The sequence below is a fragment of the Oceanobacillus halotolerans genome, from assembly GCF_010993955.1.
GTDB lineage: Bacteria > Bacillota > Bacilli > Bacillales > Amphibacillaceae > Oceanibacillus_A > Oceanibacillus_A halotolerans.
In genome coordinates this window covers 1-19,557 of the sequence record NZ_WIXL01000005.1, presented here as the reverse complement: position 1 = coordinate 19,557, position 19,557 = coordinate 1, and the positions used below count along the sequence as shown (strand labels likewise).

At 36.5% G+C, this 19,557-nt stretch carries 17 protein-coding genes; 15 read left to right on the top strand and 2 right to left on the bottom strand.

What is annotated here, in order from left to right; all coding sequences use genetic code 11:
- Nucleotides 1-244: 244 nt before the first annotated feature.
- Both GHC26_RS07775 and GHC26_RS07770 read left to right on the top strand, forming a co-directional pair.
- A complete protein-coding gene (locus tag GHC26_RS07775) occupies nt 245-607 on the top strand; it encodes an Asp23/Gls24 family envelope stress response protein (protein WP_163970705.1) in 363 nt (120 codons plus the stop codon).
- A 36-nt stretch (nt 608-643) separates the two neighbouring features.
- Nucleotides 644-2,308, top strand: coding sequence for a DAK2 domain-containing protein (locus tag GHC26_RS07770; RefSeq protein WP_163970704.1), 1,665 nt, complete (start codon nt 644-646; stop codon nt 2,306-2,308).
- Nucleotides 2,309-2,855: 547 nt separating this feature from the next.
- On the opposite strand, the gene GHC26_RS07765 is transcribed toward GHC26_RS07770, so the two are convergent.
- Complete coding sequence (locus tag GHC26_RS07765) at nt 2,856-4,142, bottom strand: NCS2 family permease (RefSeq protein ID WP_226376898.1); 1,287 nt, start codon at nt 4,140-4,142, stop codon at nt 2,856-2,858.
- Nucleotides 4,143-4,299: 157 nt separating this feature from the next.
- Here GHC26_RS07765 and sdaAB point away from each other — a divergent pair, with 157 nt between their 5' ends.
- From sdaAB to rnc, 9 genes are all read left to right on the top strand, one after another.
- Nucleotides 4,300-4,962 (top strand): L-serine ammonia-lyase, iron-sulfur-dependent subunit beta, encoded by a 663-nt coding sequence (gene sdaAB, locus GHC26_RS07760; protein ID WP_163970703.1) that lies wholly within the window; start codon nt 4,300-4,302, stop codon nt 4,960-4,962.
- A gap of 23 nt (nt 4,963-4,985) precedes the next feature.
- Nucleotides 4,986-5,861 carry an L-serine ammonia-lyase, iron-sulfur-dependent, subunit alpha gene (gene sdaAA, locus GHC26_RS07755; RefSeq protein WP_163970879.1) on the top strand — a complete coding sequence of 292 codons (876 nt, stop codon included), beginning with the start codon at nt 4,986-4,988 and terminating at the stop codon, nt 5,859-5,861.
- 17 nt (nt 5,862-5,878) lie between these two features.
- The gene (recG, locus tag GHC26_RS07750) at nt 5,879-7,909 is read left to right on the top strand and encodes an ATP-dependent DNA helicase RecG (protein ID WP_163970702.1); all 2,031 of its coding nucleotides are present in this window, start codon (nt 5,879-5,881) and stop codon (nt 7,907-7,909) included.
- Nucleotides 7,910-8,009: 100 nt separating this feature from the next.
- Nucleotides 8,010-8,582 (top strand): transcription factor FapR, encoded by a 573-nt coding sequence (gene fapR, locus GHC26_RS07745; RefSeq protein WP_163970701.1) that lies wholly within the window; start codon nt 8,010-8,012, stop codon nt 8,580-8,582.
- Nucleotides 8,583-9,593 carry a phosphate acyltransferase PlsX gene (plsX, locus tag GHC26_RS07740; RefSeq protein WP_163970700.1) on the top strand — a complete coding sequence of 337 codons (1,011 nt, stop codon included), beginning with the start codon at nt 8,583-8,585 and terminating at the stop codon, nt 9,591-9,593.
- Nucleotides 9,590-10,534 carry an ACP S-malonyltransferase gene (fabD, locus tag GHC26_RS07735; RefSeq protein ID WP_163970699.1) on the top strand — a complete coding sequence of 315 codons (945 nt, stop codon included), beginning with the start codon at nt 9,590-9,592 and terminating at the stop codon, nt 10,532-10,534. The genes plsX and fabD overlap by 4 nt, the downstream gene beginning before the upstream one ends.
- Entirely contained in the window at nt 10,534-11,274 is a 741-nt protein-coding gene (gene fabG / locus GHC26_RS07730; protein ID WP_163970698.1) for a 3-oxoacyl-[acyl-carrier-protein] reductase, read from the top strand. The genes fabD and fabG overlap by 1 nt, the downstream gene beginning before the upstream one ends.
- A gap of 43 nt (nt 11,275-11,317) precedes the next feature.
- Complete coding sequence (acpP, locus tag GHC26_RS07725) at nt 11,318-11,551, top strand: acyl carrier protein (RefSeq protein ID WP_163970697.1); 234 nt, start codon at nt 11,318-11,320, stop codon at nt 11,549-11,551.
- A gap of 76 nt (nt 11,552-11,627) precedes the next feature.
- Nucleotides 11,628-12,311: a ribonuclease III gene (rnc, locus tag GHC26_RS07720; RefSeq protein ID WP_163970696.1), complete on the top strand. Its 684-nt coding sequence runs from the start codon at nt 11,628-11,630 to the stop codon at nt 12,309-12,311.
- A gap of 50 nt (nt 12,312-12,361) precedes the next feature.
- On the opposite strand, the gene GHC26_RS07715 is transcribed toward rnc, so the two are convergent.
- Nucleotides 12,362-12,583: a DUF1128 domain-containing protein gene (locus tag GHC26_RS07715; protein WP_163970695.1), complete on the bottom strand. Its 222-nt coding sequence runs from the start codon at nt 12,581-12,583 to the stop codon at nt 12,362-12,364.
- Nucleotides 12,584-12,942: 359 nt separating this feature from the next.
- On the opposite strand from GHC26_RS07715, the gene smc reads away from it, so the two are divergent.
- Genes smc through ffh form a run of 4 tightly spaced genes read left to right on the top strand, consistent with a single transcriptional unit; the run spans nt 12,943 to nt 19,255 of the window.
- Nucleotides 12,943-16,509 carry a chromosome segregation protein SMC gene (gene smc / locus GHC26_RS07710; protein ID WP_163970694.1) on the top strand — a complete coding sequence of 1,189 codons (3,567 nt, stop codon included), beginning with the start codon at nt 12,943-12,945 and terminating at the stop codon, nt 16,507-16,509.
- Between the two features lie 15 nt (nt 16,510-16,524).
- A complete protein-coding gene (gene ftsY, locus GHC26_RS07705; protein WP_163970693.1) occupies nt 16,525-17,526 on the top strand; it encodes a signal recognition particle-docking protein FtsY in 1,002 nt (333 codons plus the stop codon).
- A gap of 48 nt (nt 17,527-17,574) precedes the next feature.
- Nucleotides 17,575-17,892, top strand: coding sequence for a putative DNA-binding protein (locus GHC26_RS07700; RefSeq protein WP_163970692.1), 318 nt, complete (start codon nt 17,575-17,577; stop codon nt 17,890-17,892).
- A 13-nt stretch (nt 17,893-17,905) separates the two neighbouring features.
- Nucleotides 17,906-19,255: a signal recognition particle protein gene (gene ffh, locus GHC26_RS07695; RefSeq protein ID WP_163970691.1), complete on the top strand. Its 1,350-nt coding sequence runs from the start codon at nt 17,906-17,908 to the stop codon at nt 19,253-19,255.
- Nucleotides 19,256-19,557: the final 302 nt, after the last annotated feature.

The window sequence follows — 19,557 nt, the reverse complement described above, 5'->3', positions numbered from 1 at the left end:
CTGCGCATAATACATCGATTATTCATTAAGTTTTATACAAAAGAAAAAGAAACAATCTTTGATAAAACAGCCTTCCAAAAACAGCCTCAAATTTTTGGTAAAGCAAAAACTCTTGACAGGAAGACTGATTTCGTCCATTCTTATAAGGGACTTATTAGAATCATATATAATTACTTTTATTATAAATTATTATATAGTAAAATACACTATTATAAGGATAAGTGCGTATTAAAGGAGGATCATAATGTCCATTGAACTTAATACAAATGATGGTCACGTAACGATTACAAATGAAGTTATTGCAACAATTGCTGGTGGTGCAGCGGTAGAATGCTATGGAATAGTTGGGATGGCTTCTAAAAGCCAATTACGCGATGGTATAGCAGAGATACTACGTAAAGAAAACTATTCAAGAGGAGTAGTCGTAAGACAAGAAGAAAATCATCTCCACATTGATATGTATATTATTGTAAGCTACGGAACAAAAATATCGGAAGTAGCGCATAATGTACAATCTCAAGTAAAATATACATTAAACAAACAATTAGGCTTAACAATTGATTCTGTGAATATATATATTCAAGGAGTTCGGGTAGCAAAAGTCTAATATAGATCTTTTGTGTATGTAGAAGGAGGAAGTATTGTGACGGTACAAACGTTAGATGGCAAAACTTTTACACAAATGGTACTCGCAGGAGCAAACCATTTAACTAATAATGCCAAACAGATTGATGCACTAAATGTATTTCCAGTTCCGGATGGCGATACGGGAACCAATATGAATTTATCGATGACATCTGGAGCTAATGAAGTGAAAAAAACAAATGATAACCATGTATCTAACGTAGCTCAAGCATTGTCTAGAGGACTATTAATGGGAGCACGAGGGAATTCGGGTGTCATTTTATCCCAATTGTTTCGTGGATTTGCAAAAGGCTTAGAGAAAAAGGAAACTGCATCGGTAGCGGATTTAGCTACCGCTTTTGATAGTGGTGTACAGACAGCTTATAAAGCGGTAATGAAACCTGTCGAAGGAACTATTTTAACAGTAGCAAAAGATGCAGCAACAACTGCTGTGACAGAAGCAGAAAAGGAAACAGATATTGTTGCTTTGATGGAAAAAGTGGTACAAGAAGCAAAAGCTTCTTTAAGGCGTACTCCTGATTTACTACCTGTGTTAAAAGAGGTAGGAGTTGTTGATTCAGGTGGACAAGGTCTTGTAACCATTTATGAAGGGTTCTTAGCTGCATTAAAAGGAGAGGAGCTCCCAGAGCAAACAACTGAAACAGTTGAAATGGACGAAATGGTTAATGCAGAACATCATAAAATTGCACAGGATTTCATGGATACAACCGAAATTGAATACGGATATTGTACAGAATTCATGGTACAGTTTGAAGAAGATAAACTAAACGAAAATCCGTTTAATGAGGAAGACTTTCGTGAGGAATTAAGCGAACATGGGGATTCCCTTCTTGTTGTGTCTGATGATGAAATCGTGAAAGTACATATTCACGCGGAATACCCAGGTAACATTTTAACGAAGGCACAACGATACGGAAGCCTCATTAATATGAAGATTGAAAATATGCGTGAGCAACATACAGCTATCGTTGGAGATAAAAAAGAAAAAAATGCATCAAAAGAAAAAGCTGCGTATGGCATTGTTACGGTTGCAATGGGAAGTGGTATCAAGTCATTATTAGAAAGTCTAGGTGCGACAGTGGTTATTGAAGGTGGACAAACCATGAACCCAAGTACACAGGATATTGCTGAAGCCATTGAGAAAGCAAATGCAAATAACATTATCATATTACCAAATAATAAAAACATCGTAATGGCGGCCGAACAAGCAAAAGAAATAGCTGAAGCCAATGTAGAAGTCGTTCCTACCAAAACAATTCCACAAGGGATTAGTGCGATGCTTGCATTTCACCCAGAATCAAGCCTTCAAGAAAATAAAGAAACGATGGAGAGTGCAAGTGGTGAGGTCAAAACAGGTCAAATTACGTATGCTGTTCGTGATACACAAATTGATGGCATTACCATCGAAAAAGATCACTTTATGGGTATTGTAGACGGAGAAATTAAAGCAACACACCAGGATAAGACAGAGACTGTTAAATTATTGTTAAACGAAATGATTACAGAAGATGATGAAATTCTAACAATCCTTCAAGGTGAGGATGTAAGCGATGAAGAAGTTGACCAACTTGTTGACTATGTAGAGGATACGTTTGAAGATGTAGAAGTTGAAGTACATCATGGCAATCAGCCAATTTATTCTTATATTTTTTCAGTCGAATAAAAAAGCAATGGCAATAGCCATTGCTTTTTTACACGTTAGGAAATAAAATTTTAGCCAAGAAGTGGACTCGACGTAGCTAAAATTTTTACGTCCCAAGTATAAGAAAAACTAACACCTTCGCTAAAAGACGAGCGAATGCGAGTTTTTCTAATTCGTAACTTACATTGTGTGAATTCATTCAATGATTAAAAGGTGTTTCCTGACATCAGGCACTTTAATTTTTAGATTTAGATATATCGTAAATAATTCAGAATCAAAGACCTAATACTTTTATAGATGAATCGTCATTCCGTTATTTGCCGAAAAACCCCTGTTTGGAGGATGGTTTGTTATCCTCGTTCCGTTATTTGCTGTCTTCCCCCTCATAATTCAATCATTTAGTGCTATTAGCGGAACGGGGATTCATCTAGACCGAAAAAGTACCGCTTTTCTAACCAATAGCGAAATGAGGAACCGCCTAGTTTTATAGATGAATCGTCATTCCGTTATTGCCTGAAAGACCCGTGCTTGGAGGATTAAAAATGAACTGCTCAGCTAGCAAATTTCTTTAGAATCCTATAATTTTCATTATAAACATCAATGCAAATAGCAATGATATAATGATTAATGGCATTGTTAGATCTTTAGTTTTTCCTATCGCTATTTTAACAATTGGATATGCAATAAATCCAAAAGCCATTCCATCTGCAATACTATACGTAAATGGGATCATAACAGCTATAAGAAATGTAGGCAAAGCTTCTGAGATATCGTTTAACTTAATATGCCGAATGTTCTGTGCCATTAATACCCCCACGATTATTAAAATAGGACTGATGGCAGTAGTTGGAATCATGGATATCCACGGAATAATTACAATGGTGGCTAAAAACAACAAACTAGCTGTAATGGCAGTTATTCGGGATTTTCCTTCTGATGCAATTACTGCAGTATTTTCTGCAGCAGAAACCGTTGGAGAAGTTCCAAAAAATGCACATGTGAGTGAAGAAAATGCTGTCATTCGATAGCCACTTTTATAACGATCTTGTTTGTTTAACATGTGAAGTTGACCGTGTAATAATCCCATATTTTCAAATATGAGAATCATTGCTAACGGAAAAATAGCTAGCCAAAACCCTATTTCATCAACTGCAGAAAAAGATGGGATAAAAATGATCGAACCCCAGTCAATTGATACTGAACTATGATTGGAGGTATCTACAATACCAAATAAAAAGCCTAGCCCTGTTCCTACAATCATCGTAATTAAAAAGTTTGCAGGGATATTTTTGATAAATAGAAAAATAGAGATAAAAAGGGTTAATAAACTGACAATGACGGTTGGAGACGTGAAGTCCCCCAAAGCGACAACCGATTGTTCCCCACTAATAACAATCCCAGTATTTTCTAGGCCAATTAAGATTAGGAAAAAGCCTAAACCTACTGTAATGGCATGTTTTAATGAATCAGGAATGGTATCTCTAAGTAAAATTCCTAACTTCGAAAAAGCTGTCACTAGGAACAATACTGAAGCAATAAAAACGACACCTAATCCTTCTTGGAAGGTTAAATTTGCTCCATCAACGACTGAGTATGCAAATAATGCATTTATGCCCATACCAGGAATTAAAATTAATGGTAATCTAGCAAATAAACCCATTAACAATGTTCCGACAAAGCTAGCCAGAATGGTTGCGATCATACCAGCTTCTAGTGATATTCCTGCCTCATTCAAAATAGAACCATTTACAGCGACAATATATACAGTAGTGAGGTAACCGATTAATCCAGCTGTTATTTCTTTTCGCCACATCGTTTTCCTATTTTGGAGTTCTAGATCTGAATGTTTAGACATACTAGCTCCTTTATAATGTATAGCCCTCTCCCTCCCGATTATAGGAAAGATGCTACTTCGCATCATAATCTATAATCCACAAATGATTATTATAAACTTTTTTGTTATACTTTACAATGTGAGATAGTTCTATACAAATAATTAGGCGGTGATTTTAATGAAATACAATTCCGTTTTTGATATCATTGGTCCAGTCATGATTGGCCCTTCCAGCTCACATACAGCTGGAGCAGCTCGAATTGGGAAAGCTGCACGTAATTTATTTGGCAAAGAACCAACATGGGCACGGATCCATTTATATGAATCATTTGCTAAAACATATAAAGGCCATGGCACAGACTTTGCCTTAGTCGGTGGACTGTTAGGATTCGAAACAGATGATCCACGTATGAGTAAAGCATTAGATATTGCAAAGGAAAAAGGAATGGAAGTAGAGTTTATAGAAGATAATTCTGCAGCCAATCATCCTAATACAGTCAGAATGCTAATCGGAAATGAAAAGGAGCAACAGGAATTAGTAGGTATATCAATTGGTGGCGGAAAAGTTGAGATAACAGAACTTAATGGCTTTGAACTACGTTTATCCGGTAATCATCCAGCTATTTTAATTATGCATAATGATCGTTTTGGTGCAATTGCTTCTGTTACAAAAATTTTAGCAAAGCATGAGATCAATATTGGCCATATGGAAGTAAACCGTAAAGATGTTGGAAAAGAAGCATTAATGGTGATAGAGGTAGACCAAAATGTGGATGATGCGATTTTAAAAGAACTACAGAGTGCAGATCACATCATTCAAATTGCTAAAATTGTTAGTTAGAGAGAGGAGTTTGTCTAATGACGATGTTTCGAACAATAAAGGAATTAGTAGAAATGGCTGAAAATGAAAATATACAAATCTCTGAAGTGATGATACGACAAGAGATGGATGTGAAGGAAAAATCACGAGAAGAAGTATTTGCAGATATGGAAAAAAACTTAGAAGTGATGGAAAAAGCAATAGAAGATAGTTTACAAGGTGTAGAATCTGTAACTGGATTAACAGGTGGTGACGCTGTTCGGATTCAGGAATATATGAAAGAGAAAACACCTCTTTCAGGTAACCTTTTATTAGATGCTGTTAGTAAAGCAATGGGAACCAATGAAGTAAATGCGGCAATGGGTACCATTTGTGCAACTCCTACAGCAGGTAGTGCGGGTTGTGTTCCAGGTACACTTTTTGCTGTTAAAAATCAATTAAATCCAACACGTGAACAAATGATTCGTTATTTATTTACATCTGGTGCCTTTGGATTTGTGGTTGCGAATAATTCATTTATCTCTGGTGCTGCAGGAGGCTGCCAAGCAGAAGTGGGATCAGCAGGTGCAATGGCATCAGCTGCAATTGTTGAAATGGCAGGAGGAAGTCCACAACAATCTGCTGATGCCTTTGCAATTACGTTGAAAAATATGTTAGGCCTTGTTTGTGACCCTGTTGCAGGTTTAGTAGAAGTACCTTGTGTAAAACGAAATGCTGCAGGATCATCCCTAGCGATCGTGTCAGCAGATATGGCACTTGCAGGTGTTACAAGTAGAATTCCTGCTGATGAAGTAATTGGTGCGATGTATCGTATTGGAAAGCAAATGCCTTCTTCCTTAAGAGAAACAGGGGAAGGTGGTCTAGCTGATACCCCAACAGGTCGATTATTAAAAGAGAAAATATTTGGAATGTCTGTTTAGAAAAGAGTGGTTTGAAGATGCTAAGTGATGCCGTAACACAATTAAAAGGAGTAGGCGAAAAGCTTGCTGAAGATTTAGCATTAATTAATATTTATACAATTGGTGACTTATTATTTTATTTCCCCTATCGATATGATGTAGTTGAAATAAAACCACTTCGTGAACTAATACACGATGATAAAGTAACAATTGAGGGAAGAGTTGTTCATCAACCTTCCCTCACCTTTTATGGTAAAAAAAAATCAAGGCTAACTTTTACCGTAGAGGTAGAACAAGTTGCGGTAAAAGCGGTTATGTTTAATCGTGCTTTTGCTAAAAAACATATAGACGTTGGTGAAACCATTACGTTAACAGGCAAATGGGATGCACACCGTTTACAAATCACAGTCAGCAATTATAAAAAAGGTCCTGCAAAAGAAGAGGCCATAATCCAACCTTTCTATTCTGTGAAAGGGCATTTAACGACAGTTAAATTAAAAAAATTAATTCAAATTGCAATGAATGAATATGGAGCACAAATAGAAGAAATTTTACCTGAATCCTATTTATATTCTTATAAACTTCCAAACCGTAGGAATGCGGTTAAGATCATGCATTTTCCGAAAAATAGAATTCACTTAAAACATGCACGAAGAAGATTTACATATGAAGAATTTCTTCTTTTTCAATTAAAAATGCAGTTACTCCGAAAGATGCATCGAGAAGCCACAAAGGGGAATGCACAGCAGTACGATGTTGTGAAAATAAAAGAGTTCATTCACAAATTACCGTTTACATTAACCAATGCACAAGAAACGTCACTAAAGCAAATATTAACTGATATGAAATCCCCTTATCGGATGAATCGTTTATTACAAGGCGACGTTGGATCTGGAAAAACCGCAGTTGCAGCTATCAGCTTATATGCTTCAATAACGGCTAATAAACAGGGAGCATTAATGGTTCCAACTGAAATATTAGCGGAACAGCATTATCAATCATTAGTTGAATTATTTGGCGCCAACGCAAATATTGCACTATTAACGGGATCTGTGAAAGGAAAAAAACGTCGTGAATTAGTCAAAGCGATTGAAGATCATGAAATCAATCTTGTGATTGGGACACATGCTCTCATTCAAGATGATGTCTTTTTTGATGATTTAGGATTAGCAATCATTGATGAACAGCACCGCTTTGGTGTAGAGCAACGGCGTATTTTACGGGATAAGGGCTTGCACCCTGATGTATTATTTATGACCGCTACACCTATACCGAGAACATTAGCAATTACAGCTTTTGGCGATATGGATGTTTCTGTTATTGATGAAATGCCATCGGGTAGAAAAGAAATTAAGACATACTGGACAAAAGCGAATACATTTGACCGAGTACTTAACTTTATTCAAAAACAGATTAATGTAGGTGAACAGGCCTATGTCATTTGTCCACTTATTGAAGAATCCGATAAACTTGATATCCAAGATGCCGTTGATTTGTACGAGCAATTACAAGCATTTTATCCACCAGAAGTAAAAATCGGTTTGATGCATGGTAGGTTACCGACAGATGAGAAAGAAGCCATTATGAAGGAATTTGCTACGAATGATATTCAAATACTGGTGTCTACCACTGTTGTAGAAGTTGGTGTTAATGTGCCAAACGCAACCATTATGGTTATTTATGATGCGGAACGGTTTGGGTTGTCCCAATTACATCAACTTCGAGGTCGTGTAGGAAGAGGAGAAAATCAAAGTTATTGTATTCTTATTGCCGATCCAAAAGGAGAAGTTGGAAAAGAACGGATGCGTATTATGACGGAAACAAATGATGGATTTCAATTGTCAGAGGAAGACTTAAAACTTCGTGGACCTGGGGATTTCTTTGGTAAAAAGCAAAGTGGTCTTCCTGAATTTAAAGTTGCAGATATGGTTCACGATTATCGTGCACTGGAAACTGCAAGGAAAGACGCAGCTGAGATCATTGAACAAAATGCTTTACAAGAAGCTGATTTTCAAACTTTACGAAATTATCTAGAACAGGATGAATCCTTACAAGAAACACTTGATTAACAGTCGATACTTGCATAATTTTATAAGCTATTATATATTACTATTAGTACCAAGTATTAATAGCAATATATACACAAAATATAAAAAGCTGGTGCCATAAATGAAACGAAGCAAAGTAGAACGACAACAATTACTAAAAGAAACAATTGATCAAACACCATTTATTACTGATGAGGAATTAGCGAAAAAGTTTGGTGTAAGTATCCAAACGATACGCCTAGATCGAATGGAACTTTCAATACCAGAATTACGCGAAAGAATAAAGTCAGTGGCCAACGACCAATGGAATGAAACAGTTAAAGCACTGCCAATTGATGAAGTGATTGGTGAAATTATTGATTTAGAGTTAGATCATCGAGCAATCTCTATATTAGAAATTCAGCAAGAACATGTATTTTCTCGAAATAAAATTGCTCGTGGTCATCATTTGTTTGCACAAGCTAATTCCCTTGCAGTAGCAGTCATTAATGATGAATTAGCCTTAACAGCAAAATCAGAGTTGAAATTCACACGACAAGTGAAACAAGGGGAACGTGTAGTTGCGAAGGCTTTTGTCGAAGGGGAAAGTGAGAAAGGCTTAACCATTGTTCGGGTAAATAGCTTTGTCGATAATGAAAAAGTCTTTACAGGATTGTTTCATATGTATCGATCAAACGAAAAGGAGAATTTCTAAATGAAATTAGCAATAGACGCAATGGGCGGTGATCATGCACCAGAAGAAATTGTAAATGGTGCCATGGATGCAGTTTCTAAAATAGAAAATTTACATATCACCTTAATTGGTAACGAAGACCAAATTAAACCATTAATTTCGGATACAACGAAACTATCGATTATACATACAACAGAAATGATAACAGGGGAGGATGAGCCAGTACGAGCAGTTCGTCGCAAGAAAAATGCGTCCCTTGTATTAATGGCCAAAGAAGTGAAAGAAAATCGGGCAGACGCTTGTATATCAGCTGGAAATACTGGAGCTTTAATGAGTGCCGGGTTATTTGGAGTTGGCAGAATACCAGGAATTCAACGCCCTGCTCTAAGTCCAACATTACCGACAATAGATGGGAAAGGATTTCTATTATTAGATGTAGGTGCTAATGTGGATGCAAAAGCAGCACATCTTGTTCAATATGGGGTTATGGGTTCCATTTACACAGAAAAAGTGAGGGGGGTTTCTAATCCAACTGTCGGCCTTTTAAATGTCGGAACAGAAGATGGAAAAGGGAATGATTTAACGAAAAAAGCATTTACGTTATTACAAGATGCACCAGTTAATTTCATCGGAAATGTAGAAGCTAGAGATATTCTGAGCGGTGCTGCTGACGTTGTTGTGACCGATGGATTTAGTGGGAATATTGCATTAAAAACAATAGAAGGAACAGCTTTGACGATGTTTTCCATGTTAAAAGAAACGCTAATGGGATCCTTGAAAACAAAAATTGCAGCTGGTATGGTGAAAAATGATTTAAAAGGATTAAAAGATAAGCTGGATTACTCAGAATATGGTGGAGCAGGTCTGTTTGGATTAGCTGCTCCAGTAATTAAAGCACATGGTTCGTCTAATCGGAGAGCAATTTATAATGCAATTAAACAGGCAAGTCATATGGTTGAACATGATGTAACAAACACGATACAAACAACTGTTGCTGCAATCGACATAGATAAAGGGGAGGATACGGAATGAAACGAGTAGCGTTTATGTTTCCAGGACAAGGTTCACAAGTAGTAGGCATGGGAAAAGCATTTTATGACGTTAACCCTGAAGTTAAAGCATTGTTCGATCAAGCCGATGAAATTTTGGGTGAGTCTCTAACAGATATCATGTTTAATGGCCCAAAAGAGACGTTAACCGAGACGGAAAATGCACAACCCGCACTTTTGTTAGCAAGTACCGCTGTCCAAACTATATTAAAAAACGAAGGCATTAATCCTGTTATGGCAGTTGGTCATAGTTTAGGAGAATATAGTGCATTAGTTTCAGCAGGTACTTTTTCGGTGGATGAAGCATTACCACTTGTCAAAACAAGAGGAAAATTAATGGAAGAAGCCTTTCCAAAAGGTAAAGGGACAATGGCCGCTGTGTTAGGAATGAAAGCTGAGGAGATTGAGGATCATTTAGCACAACTCGACATAGAAGAAGTGGTGGACATTGCTAACTATAACTGCCCTGGACAAGTTGTTATCTCAGGCTCCAAAGAAGGAGTGGAAGAAGCAAGTAAATACCTCAAAGAAAATGGTGCAAAACGAGTGTTGCCATTAAATGTAAGTGGCCCTTTTCATTCCCGTTTAATGAAGAAGGCAAATGAGGCATTTACAAAAGAACTAAATAAAGTAGATTTAAAGGATGCAGCCATACCTGTTTATGCTAATGTGTCAGCAAAACCTGTTATAACAAAGAATGAGATAAAAGATCTATTAATCAAACAACTATACTCACCAGTGCGCTTTGAATCATCTATTCAGAATATGTTACAAGAAGATATTGATGCATTTGTAGAAGTAGGAAATGGGAAAGTACTAAGTGGTTTAGTTAAGAAAATTAGTCGACGTACCCCAACTTTTGCCGTTCAAGATCCAGAATCATTAGAAGCCTTTGTAGATTGGTATAAGAAGGAGGATTCCTAATGTTGGAAGGAAAAAATGCACTGGTTACAGGAGCCTCGCGTGGTATTGGGAAAGCAATTGCCTTAGAATTGGGTCAAAAAGGTGCGAATGTTGCGGTAAATTTTGCTGGAAATGAAGAAAAAGCGCAAGCAGTAGTAGAAGAATTAGAAGCACTTGGTGTTAAAACATTCAAGATCCAAGCAGATGTTTCAGATGAAGCAAGTGTCAAAAGTATGGTGAAAGCAGTAATAAAAGAATTTGGTAGCTTAGATATTCTCGTTAATAACGCTGGTATAACACGTGATAACTTGTTAATGCGCATGAAAGAAGAAGAGTTTGATCAGGTTATTAATACGAACTTAAAAGGTGTATTTGTCTGTACGAAAGCAGTCACAAGACAAATGATGAAGCAAAAAGAGGGGAAAATTATTAATGTTTCCTCTATCGTTGGTGTGAGTGGAAATCCAGGTCAAGCAAACTATGTTGCTGCAAAAGCGGGTGTTATTGGTTTAACCAAAACGACTGCTAAGGAGTTAGCATCACGCAATATTTTGGTGAATGCAGTTGCACCAGGTTTTATTGCAACAGAAATGACAGATGCTTTAACAGACGAGCAAAAAGAATCCATGTATTCACTTATTCCGTTAGAAAGATTGGGTAAAGCCGAAGATGTAGCGAGGGTTGTTCGCTTTCTTGCTTCAGACGATGCCAATTATATTACAGGTCAAACGATTCATATTGATGGTGGAATGGTAATGTAATACCAAGCATTTTGCTAGATTATTTGAAAGGGGGTGATCAAGGATGGCAGATGTATTTGATCGTGTAAAGAAAATCATCGTGGATCAATTGGATGTTGAAGAATCAAAAGTGACAATGGAAGCATCATTTAAAGATGACCTTGAAGCAGACTCATTAGATGTTGTAGAACTTGTAATGGAGCTTGAAGACGAGTTCGATATGGAAATCGCTGATGAAGAAGCTGAGAAAATCAATACTGTAGGTGATGCTGTTGAGTACATAAACAGTCAATCCTAGTATAGAAAGTCTCGCATTGGCGAGACTTTCCGTATATTGTCGATTGTTTGTACAACAGAAGAAGGAGGTGAAATTGTTGGATTTTGCACAATTAGAAAGTCAACTTCAGATTAAGTTTGGAGATCAAAGTCTCTTAAGACAAGCTTTTACACATTCATCTTATGTGAATGAGCATCGGGGAATCCAGTCTTCTGATAATGAACGCTTAGAGTTCTTAGGTGATGCAGTGTTGGAATTAGGTGTTTCCCAATATTTGTATCGCAAAAATAAGCAGATGCCAGAAGGAGAGCTGACAAAACTGCGTGCAGCTATTGTTTGTGAGGCTTCATTGGTAAACTTTGCCACTGAATTAAATTTTGGCAAATATATATTATTAGGAAAAGGTGAAGAACAAACCGGGGGCAGGGAGCGTCCTGCTTTATTGGCTGATGTTTTTGAAGCTTTTCTTGGTGCTTTATATGTTGATCAAGGTTTTGATAAGGCATTAGCTTTTTTAGAGGAGCATGTATTTCCAAAGATTAAAACAGGTGCTTTTTCGCATGCGATGGATTATAAAAGCCAACTACAAGAATTTGTTCAACAGTATAAAAACCAATCAATTGAATATAAGATTGTTGCTGAAAAAGGGCCATCCCATAATAAAGAGTTTATAGCCCAAGTTTGTATAAAAGATCAGGTGGCAGGGGAAGGAATAGGTAGAACAAAAAAAGAGGCGGAACAACGTGCGGCAAAATTGGCACTAGATACGTATATTAATTAACTAAAAAACAGGTGGTACCGTCTATAAAGTATCACCTGTTTTTTGATCATTTATTTTCGAACATTTCGTAGTTCTTCAATGAAGGCTTGTGTCTCAGAAGAGCTTAATTGGCCCTTTTGTTTTACCATGTCATACATGAATTTTATATCATTATATTTTTCTAAGTCATAGTCTTCTGGGTCCATCAGGGAACGATTAACAACACTTAAACGTTCTGATAATTCATCCAAAATAAATGCTAGGTTTTCCTTCGTAGCTTCTTCTAATTTCATCATTCCACCTCTTTTTATATTAGCTTGTTATGGTAATGATAACATAAAACAGGACATGTTCTAATAGGATGTATTCTTTTTTAAATAGATAAATTGTCTTTAGCATGAGGTTAGTGAATAGATATATGCTAAAGTATGCTGTTTATGATAGAATAAATACGTTAAAAGCATCATTATCTCCTATGAAGAGCATGTTTTTTAACCTCTAGGGGATTTGTTGATTAAGAACGCCGCTAATAATGTTAATATTTAAACACCTAACTCGGCTAGGTGATTCGGTACGATCAGGTGTTTACATTGTTGGTTAAACGGTTTTTGTATCATGAAACTTGGTAAGTAAGATTGTTAGGAGAATGGTTATGTATTTAAAAAGATTAGAAAGTGTAGGTTTTAAATCTTTTGCTGAACGGATTAATGTTGATTTTGTACCAGGTGTTACAGCTGTTGTAGGACCAAATGGTAGTGGTAAGAGTAATATTACTGATGCAATCCGTTGGGTTTTAGGTGAACAATCCGCTCGATCATTACGTGGATCTAAAATGGAGGATATTATTTTCCAAGGAAGTGATTCTAGAAAACCGTTGAATGTAGCCGAAGTATCTCTAGTGTTAGATAATAGTGATAAAAAGCTCCCGCTTGATTATGAAGAAGTAAACGTTACTAGGCGCGTCTATCGTTCGGGTGAGAGTGAGTTTTATATTAATAAACAACCTTGTCGTCTTAAAGATATTGTTGACTTATTTATGGACTCTGGATTAGGGCGTGAAGCTTTTTCCATCATTAGTCAAGGAAAAGTGGAAGAAATCTTAAGTTCAAAAGCAGAGGAACGCCGAACCATATTTGAAGAAGCGGCAGGTGTATTAAAATATAAACAACGGAAGAAGAAGGCAGAATATAAACTAGCTGAAACACAAGAAAATTTGAATCGTGTAGAAGATATTATTCATGAAATTGAACAACAGATTGGTCCCTTAGAGGAACAAGCGGAAACGGCACAAATTTATTTAGAACGGAAAAAGCAACTAAAAGAACAAGAGATTGCTCTGCTTGTAACCGAAATTGAACAGCTTCATAATAAATGGCAACAATTACTAGAAGCGTTAGAAAACGATAAAATGAAAGAGATTAATCAACAAACGCTCGTTCAGCAAAAAGAAGCAACATTAGCATCAGAACGTCAACAGATGCAAGCCTTAGATGAAGAAATAGAAAGGTTACAAAATGAATTATTACATATCACCCAAGGGTTAGAACAATTAGAAGGAAAAAAACATGTATTAAACGAACGGACAAAACATTTTGCGGAGAATAAAGAAAAGCTGGAATTACAAAAATCAGAAACAGCGGAAAAAGTAACACAATATGAGACTGAATTAAAAGAGGAAAAAGAAAAATTACGCAGTCTGGAAACGGAACAACAAAAAACAAAACAACATTTGGAACAACTTGAAAATAAATTAGCACATAAACAGGAAAATATAGCTGAACATATTGAAACATTAAAAGCTGATTATATCGAATACTTAAACAAGCAAGCTGCTAAGCGAAATGAAAAACAAACAATACAACAACAACTACAGCAGCTTAATGGAAAAGAAACAAAACAAAAAGAAAAATTTGAAGATGTTTTAACTGAACGAGAAGTGTTAACAAAAAAACTATCAGAACTAAAAACAGCTTTTGATGAGCAAAAAAAGGCATATACAGGAAAAGAAACAGAATTCACTGAAATGAAAGAGTCGTTAGATCAAGAGCGGTCTTTATTTCAAGAAAATCAAACAAAGCTATATCAAGGGTATCAATATATTGAAAAGCTCAAATCAAAAAAAGAAATGCTAGAAGAAATGAAAGAGGATTTTCAAGGATTTTTCCATGGTGTTAAAGCAGTATTAAAAGCAAATAAACAAAATGAGCTAGACCAAATTCATGGAGCTGTGATTGAATTAATAGATGTTTCAAGAGCATATGTAACAGCAATCGAAACAGTCCTTGGATCTCAGGCACAGCATATTGTTGTTGAGCATGATGCCTCGGCACGTGAAGCAATTTCCTGGCTGAAAAAGACAAATAATGGCCGTGCAACGTTCTTACCATTATCATCGATTCAACCGCGGTTTATTCCAAAGGATATCCTAGGAAAAGTCGAGAAGTATGATGGCTTTATAGGAGTAGCCTCCCAACTTATAAGTATCCCAAAAGCCTATCAAAAAGTAGCTGATCATTTAATGGGACATGTCATTGTTGCCAAAACATTAAAAGATGCCAATGAAATTGCTAAACTTGTGATGCGGCGGTTTAGAATTGTAACGTTGGAAGGAGATGTTGTAAATCCAGGTGGCTCTATGTCAGGTGGTGCCCAAAAGAAAACGAATCAATCACTGTTTACAAGAGAAAAAGACTTAGAAGAAATCACTAAAAAATTAGATGAGTTTACCAAAAAGGCAAAAAACTTTGAGGAAAAAGTGACCAATCAAAAAGGTTATATACAACAAACAGAAGAAACCCTTAAAAAAATGGAAAAGGATTTATCTAGTGAACGAGCAGCTTTACAAGAAACACATAATGAATTAAAAGAAAAAGAGATGAAATTAAGTTCCCTTCAAGATAATTTAGTACTATATGACCAAGATAAACAACAATTTGATGAAGATCGGACAATTCTCATCCAACGAGAGAAAGAGTTGGATCATAAATTGGCTACGATAAAAGAGCAATTAACCACTTTACAGGATGAGATTGATAGGTTGACAAAGGAAGAAGAAACGGTAAAAGAAAACCAAGAGCAATTACAAGCAGAACTACATCGTTATCAGGTAACATTAGCAGAACAAGATGAACGAGCAAAAAGTCAGCGGGAAAAAACAAAAAGTGTAGAAACCCAATTAAATGAAATCGAAAAACAATATGATCAGTACACAAGAGATTTACAAGATCTGATAGCAGCACATGAATCTAACGACACCGTTGAAGAAATGCATGAATCCATTATAGCTAAAAAAGAAGCTAAAGAGTCATTGACAACGAAGATTCAGGAAAAAAGGACAGAGCGGACGAACAAAACAAAATGGGTGGAGGATGAAGAAAGAGAATTAAAAGAAGAAAATAAAAATCACCAAGCGATACAAAAAGAGATTCAAGAAAAAGAAGTGAAAGCAAATCGGCTTGATGTAGCACTAGAAACTCGCCTGTCTCATTTACAGGAAGAGTATATGATTACATTTGAAAAAGCAAAAGCAGACTATGACAAAGTAGATAATCTTGATACTGCAAAAGAAAAGGTATCACAAATCAAACAATCGATCGATAACCTTGGTACAGTTAACTTAGGTGCAATTGATGAATATGAACGTATTTCCGAACGTTATACTTTTTTATCAGAACAAAGAACTGATTTAGTAGATGCAAAAGAGACGTTGTATTCTGTTATTGCTGAAATGGATGAGGAAATGCAGAAACGATTTGATCATACATTTAGTTCGATTAAAGAAGAATTTGCGATTGTATTTCGGGAATTATTTGGTGGTGGACAAGCTGAGTTGACTCTAACAGACCCGAACAATTTATTAGAAACGGGTGTGGAGATTGTTGCACAGCCCCCAGGGAAGAAATTGCAACATCTTGGTTTATTATCGGGTGGAGAGCGTGCATTGACCGCTATTGCATTATTGTTTTCGATCTTACGAGTACGGCCAGTTCCATTTTGTGTGCTCGATGAAGTAGAAGCAGCACTAGATGAAGCAAATGTAAGTCGATTTGCAAAATATATTAAGCAGTTTAGTGAAGATACACAATTTATTGTGATAACCCATCGTAAGGGAACAATGGAAGAAGCAAATGTCTTATATGGTGTGACAATGCAGGAATCTGGTGTGTCGCGGCTAGTCTCAGTTCGCTTAGAAGATACAAAAGAATTGGTTAAATCGTAAGGAGGAGTAGTTCGTATGGGTTTTATGGATAAATTAAAATCAAAATTTGGAAAAAATGAGGAAGCAACAGAAGAAGTATCCACAAAGTACAAGGAAGGAATGAAGAAAACACGAAATTCCTTTTCTGGGAAGCTAAATGACTTAATTGCTCGCTATCGGAAAGTGGATGAAGATTTTTTTGAAGAATTAGAAGAAGTACTAATCACAGCCGACGTCGGCGTAATGACCGTTATGGATTTAGTGGAAGAATTGAAAATGGAAGCAAAACGACAAAATATTAAAGATACAGAAGGAATAAAAGAAGTTATCTCGGAAAAGCTGGTTGATATTTACTATGGTGATGATGATGAAGAGATTGAGCAAATTAATCTTCAAGAAGATAACTTATCCGTTATTTTAGTAGTGGGTGTAAATGGAGTTGGTAAAACCACCTCCATCGGAAAACTTGCGCATAAACTAAAACAAGATGGAAAGCGTGTCGTTCTTGCTGCAGGGGATACCTTCCGTGCGGGAGCAATTGAGCAATTAGAGGTTTGGGGAGAACGAGCCGATGTAGATGTCATTAAACAAAACGCTGGAAGTGATCCTGCAGCTGTTATTTTTGATGGTATAAAAGCAGCGAAGTCTCGTGATGCAGATGTGTTAATTTGTGATACGGCTGGTAGATTACAAAATAAAGTAAACTTAATGAATGAATTGGCAAAAGTAAAACGGGTGATTGAACGAGAAATACCTGGAGCACCACATGAAGTATTACTTGTATTAGATGCTACTACTGGTCAGAATGCGTTAAGCCAAGCGAAGACATTCTCAGAAGCAACAGATGTTTCGGGAATTGTGTTAACAAAGCTTGATGGAACAGCAAAGGGTGGTATTGTGCTAGCTATTCGTAATGAATTAAACATACCAGTGAAGTTAGTTGGTCTTGGTGAAAAAGTTGAAGACCTACAGGAATTTAATGCACACGCATTTGTCTATGGGTTATTTGCAGATCTGCTTGAAGAAGAGGAAGATTAATGTTACTATATTTTTGTAAAGGGATTTCACTTAACAAGGGGTGGTCATTTGCTAGAAAAGACAACAAGGATCAATTATTTATTCGATTTTTATCAAGCATTATTAACCCCAAAACAACGAAACTATATGGAAATGTATTATTTAGAGGATTACTCTTTAGGTGAAATTTCCGAGTTATTTCAAGTTTCACGACAAGCCGTTTATGATAACATTAAGCGTACGGAAACAATGCTTGAATCCTATGAAAGTAAATTACATTTATACGAGAGATTCCAGCAACGTACAAAGCTAATTCAAAAGCTTGAAGAAACGGTGAAAGATAGTACAAGTATGACGTTAATTCAACAATTAAAAGAAATAGATTAGGGGGACACCTTCTATGGCATTTGAAGGATTAGCCGACCGCCTGCAAGGTACCATTAAAAAAATTACTGGTAAAGGGAAGGTTAGTGAGCAAGACGTTAAAGAAATGACTCGTGAAGTCCGCCTTGCTTTATTAGAGGCTGATGTAAATTTTAAGGTAGTCAAAGATTTAATTAAGCGTATTAAAGAACGATCTGTTGGACAGGAAGTAATGGAAAGCTTAACCCCTGGTCAGCAAGTTATTAAAGTGGTAAAAGAAGAGTTAACAGAATTAATGGGTGGTGAGCAAAGTAAAATTGCTGTTAGTGATCGACCACCAACTGTTATTATGATGGTTGGTCTTCAAGGTGCTGGTAAAACAACGACTACTGGTAAACTTGCGAATCACTTACGTAAAAAGCATAATCGCTCCCCACTACTAGTGGCATGTGACGTATATCGACCAGCTGCAATAAATCAGTTGGAAACGTTAGGTACACAGTTAGATATGCCTGTTTATTCTAAGGGAACTGATGCAAATCCAGTGGATATTGCAAAAGAAGCAATGGAACAAGCAAAAGCAGAACATAATGATTATGTCATTATTGATACGGCAGGACGACTACATGTAGACCATGAATTAATGGATGAATTAGAACAGATTAAAGATACGGTCCAACCTGATGAAATCTTTTTAGTTGTGGACGCAATGACAGGTCAAGATGCGGTTAATGTTGCAGAAAGTTTTAATGAACAATTAGATATTTCTGGTGTTGTTTTAACGAAACTCGATGGTGATACTCGTGGTGGTGCTGCATTATCAATCAAAGCTGTTACCGATAAACCGATTAAGTTTGCGGGTATGGGTGAAAAATTAGATGCGTTAGAACCATTCCATCCAGAACGTATGGCATCTCGTATTCTTGGTATGGGAGATGTATTATCTTTAATTGAAAAAGCACAAACCAATGTGGATGAAAAACAAGCAAAAGAACTAGAAGAAAAAATGCGAAATGCAACCTTTACCTTTGATGACTTTTTAGAGCAAATGGGACAAGTCAAACAAATGGGTCCATTAGAAGATCTAATGGCAATGATTCCAGGTGCAAACAAAATGAAAGGGTTAAAGAATGCACAAATTGATGAAAAACAATTGTCTCATGTTGAAGCAATTATTCAGTCTATGACAAAAAAAGAACGATTAGACCCAAGTATTATGAACGCTAGTCGGAAGAAACGAATTGCAAAAGGTTCTGGAACATCTGTTTCCCAAGTAAACCGATTACTCAAGCAATTTGATGAAATGAAAAAAATGATGAAACAAATGACCAATATGCAAAAAGGAAAGAAAGGAAAAGGCATGAAGCTACCGTTTAATCCTTTTTAGTAGGCTGTTTTTAAAGGCTATTTTCGAAAAGATTGTTGTTTTCTAGTATGAAATGCATTGCACATAAGATCTATTATACGCAGTAACTAGAATATGCACATTTCTTCGCTTCGGAAAAACACTTCGCTTTCCGCGGGGGAGTGGTGAGCCTCCTCGGGCTAGCGCCCTGTGGGGTCTGACCGATCTCCTACTTCCCGCAGGAGTCTCCGTGTTTTTCCTACGCTAGCTCGTGGACTAATCCATATTTAGATCATCATTGATGCTAATATAATAGTTGATTGGAGCGAAGGACAGTCGACTCC

Excerpts from the sequence above, each read along its gene's own strand:
- GHC26_RS07775 (WP_163970705.1), top strand. The coding sequence starts at position 245 with ATGTCCATTGAACTTAATACAAATGATGGTCACGTAACGATTACAAAT.
- GHC26_RS07765 (WP_226376898.1), bottom strand. The coding sequence starts at position 4,142 with ATGTCTAAACATTCAGATCTAGAACTCCAAAATAGGAAAACGATGTGG.
- sdaAB (WP_163970703.1), top strand. The coding sequence starts at position 4,300 with ATGAAATACAATTCCGTTTTTGATATCATTGGTCCAGTCATGATTGGC.
- sdaAA (WP_163970879.1), top strand. The coding sequence starts at position 4,986 with ATGTTTCGAACAATAAAGGAATTAGTAGAAATGGCTGAAAATGAAAAT.
- recG (WP_163970702.1), top strand. The coding sequence starts at position 5,879 with ATGCTAAGTGATGCCGTAACACAATTAAAAGGAGTAGGCGAAAAGCTT.
- fapR (WP_163970701.1), top strand. The coding sequence starts at position 8,010 with ATGAAACGAAGCAAAGTAGAACGACAACAATTACTAAAAGAAACAATT.
- plsX (WP_163970700.1), top strand. The coding sequence starts at position 8,583 with ATGAAATTAGCAATAGACGCAATGGGCGGTGATCATGCACCAGAAGAA.
- fabD (WP_163970699.1), top strand. The coding sequence starts at position 9,590 with ATGAAACGAGTAGCGTTTATGTTTCCAGGACAAGGTTCACAAGTAGTA.
- fabG (WP_163970698.1), top strand. The coding sequence starts at position 10,534 with ATGTTGGAAGGAAAAAATGCACTGGTTACAGGAGCCTCGCGTGGTATT.
- acpP (WP_163970697.1), top strand. The coding sequence starts at position 11,318 with ATGGCAGATGTATTTGATCGTGTAAAGAAAATCATCGTGGATCAATTG.
- GHC26_RS07715 (WP_163970695.1), bottom strand. The coding sequence starts at position 12,583 with ATGAAATTAGAAGAAGCTACGAAGGAAAACCTAGCATTTATTTTGGAT.
- smc (WP_163970694.1), top strand. The coding sequence starts at position 12,943 with ATGTATTTAAAAAGATTAGAAAGTGTAGGTTTTAAATCTTTTGCTGAA.
- ftsY (WP_163970693.1), top strand. The coding sequence starts at position 16,525 with ATGGGTTTTATGGATAAATTAAAATCAAAATTTGGAAAAAATGAGGAA.
- ffh (WP_163970691.1), top strand. The coding sequence starts at position 17,906 with ATGGCATTTGAAGGATTAGCCGACCGCCTGCAAGGTACCATTAAAAAA.